Here is a 2617-nt window from a genome sequence, read left to right on the forward strand (position 1 = left end):
ATATAAATCGGCTCGTATTCAATGTCGCTTTTTCGTGTAAGTTCTTCTTCTGTCATTTCTTTTATTGCCGTTACGGATGTTTTTGTCGGAATGTTGCCGGATTGCGGACGTTCATAATGAAATTCAAGGAGCTTTTGCACTTTTTCACGCATTTCATCAATGTTTTTGACCTTTATCGTTTCTTGTTTTTCTTTGATGACGTCCGATACAGTGGTTTTGGCAAGAAATCTTGGTATGAAATTCCAGTGATTTAACGATATGCCTATTGACGGAATCAGCCAATCGGAATATTTTTTTGCTTTTGATGCGATGATGTACTTTGGCATTGTCTTTGCATTATATACTGCTTCTTGGATTTTTTGATTAAACTCATTTTCATCTTTGTATTTGTCGGACGAAACAATAATTAATTTTTCTTTTGCACGAGTCATTGCGACATACAAAAGACGCAATTCTTCCGAAAGCGTTTCGGATTGATTTTGTCGCTTTATATATTTTGTAAACATCAGCTTTTTTAAATATAAATTTTCATAATTTATATAATCAATGCCGATCCCCAAATCTTTGTGAAGTTGTATTCTGTGTTCCTCCGTAGGTTTTTCGGCAAGCATATTTTTAGTTGTGCGCATAATAAATACAACAGGAAATTCAAGACCTTTGCTTTTGTGTATTGTCATAATTCGTACAACATTGTGGTTTTCATTGATAAGCTGAGCGCCGCTTAAATCTTCGTTTCTCTTTTCAATTCTTTCGATATATCGAATGAAGTTGAAGATACCCTTAAAGCCCGATTCCTCATACTTTCTTGCACGTTCATATAAAAGTTTTAAATTTGCCTGTGCCTCGTCACCGCCTTCGAGAGCACCCATAAAGTCGTAAAAACCCGTTTCTTCATACAACGTCCAAATCAACGCGGAGATTGACTTAATCTTAACATATCCGCGCCAACGGTCAAGGTCTTTTAGAAAGCTCTTGCATTTTTTTGAAAGTTTCTGTTCTTCTTTCGTCAAATCATCGCAAGACGATTTATAATATTTTACGGCATTGTAAAAAGATGAGGCTCTGTTTTCAAGCCTGATTTTTGAAAGTTCGTTTTCGGTAAAATTACCTATCGGTGAACGCATAACGCTTACAAGTGGAATATCCTGAATGTGATTGTTGATAAGTGAAATAAGTGTAAGCATAAGCTTTATCTCACGTTTTTCAAAATATTCTTCCTTTTGCAAAAATGACGGTATGTTGTTTGATTCTAATATTTCCTGCAAAAGTTCGCCGTTTACTTTTGTCGAACGCATAAGAACGACTATATCGCTGTACTTCAAATCACGATATTTTCCGTTGCCGTCATAAACCTTGAAATGACTGTCAACAAGCTCTTTTATTCTGTTTGCCACGGTAACTGCCTCAAGATAATCGGAAGAAGATTCTTTTGAATCCTTCGATTTTCCGATACAGTAAAATTCGGATTTGTAGTCATTCCGAGCATTTTCGGCGGTGTTTATATAACATTCGCGGCTTTCTTCACGCTGCAAAGCGGCAGTGTCGTTATAATCAACGTCACCGACATCCTGCGACATATTAAATCTGAACACGTCATTTATACTGTCGATAACCTGCATACGACTTCTGAAGTTCTGTGAAAGGTGTATAATTTCGATTTCATCACTGTCAAGGCTGTATTTTTTCTTGAAAATAGTCGGGTCACCACCGCGGAAACGATATATACTTTGCTTTAAGTCGCCGACCATAAACATATTTTTATTATCTCTTGAAATAAGCGTGAAAATCGAATCCTGTAAGCCGTTTGTATCTTGATATTCATCTATAAGTATTTCGTTATATTTCAGCGAATATTCGTTTCTTATATTCTCATTTTCGCTGAAAAGACGATAGGCAAGATGTTCAATATCGGAGAATGTTTTGATGTTCTTTTTTGCTTTTGCATTCTCATAAAGTTCCGAGAACAAAACCGTTATCCAAACAATATCGTCAATCGTTTGTTTCAATTCTTCCGAGTGAACATACTTGTTAAATTGCTCGGCAGTGCCGTTAGGCAAGTAAGATGTACTGCTAAGTAAATCTTCACGCATAGAGTTATATTTGTTCGAGTAATACTGCCACTCTTCAATCGGCGATTCAGCTTTTTTGTATGCTCTTACGGCTGTTCCAAGCTTTGTTTTGGCGATGTAAGTATCGTATGCTGAGCCGACTTCGTCAAATGATTCAGCTGATTTTAATGCTTTTACACTGTCGGCGCATATACATATGTACTCCCACATCTTTCCCCAATATTGCTCACATTCAGGAATACAAACCGGCGGTACGGAAGTATCTGTATCGGGATATACTTTCTTTACAATCCCAATCATTTCTTTTATCAGCTTGTCCCAAAATTCGCCGTGATGTTTTAAAATGTTCTCTTTGTGGACTGATAAAAATATTTCCTTAAACCATACACTTTGCGACATATTATTGTCATACATAGCCGCTTTGTCGTAAAGCCATTTTATCGGATCGGGGAATGACTGTATAAAGTTGTAAAGTTTGCGTATAACTTTTTTCAATCCCTCATCATCGCGGTTTGATGCGTAAGTTGTTACAAGGCGTTGAAAACGAT

At 36.7% G+C, this 2617-nt stretch carries 1 protein-coding gene; it reads right to left on the reverse strand.

All coding sequences use genetic code 11. The features are described 5' to 3' along the window. Nucleotides 1-2617 (reverse strand): 3'-5' exonuclease (locus ACLTU0_RS11660; protein WP_412322606.1); only part of this gene is annotated, 2617 nt, incomplete at both ends.

It is taken from the genome of Hominilimicola sp. (genome assembly GCF_046972485.1).
Lineage (GTDB): Bacteria > Bacillota > Clostridia > UBA1381 > UBA1381 > Hominilimicola > Hominilimicola fabiformis.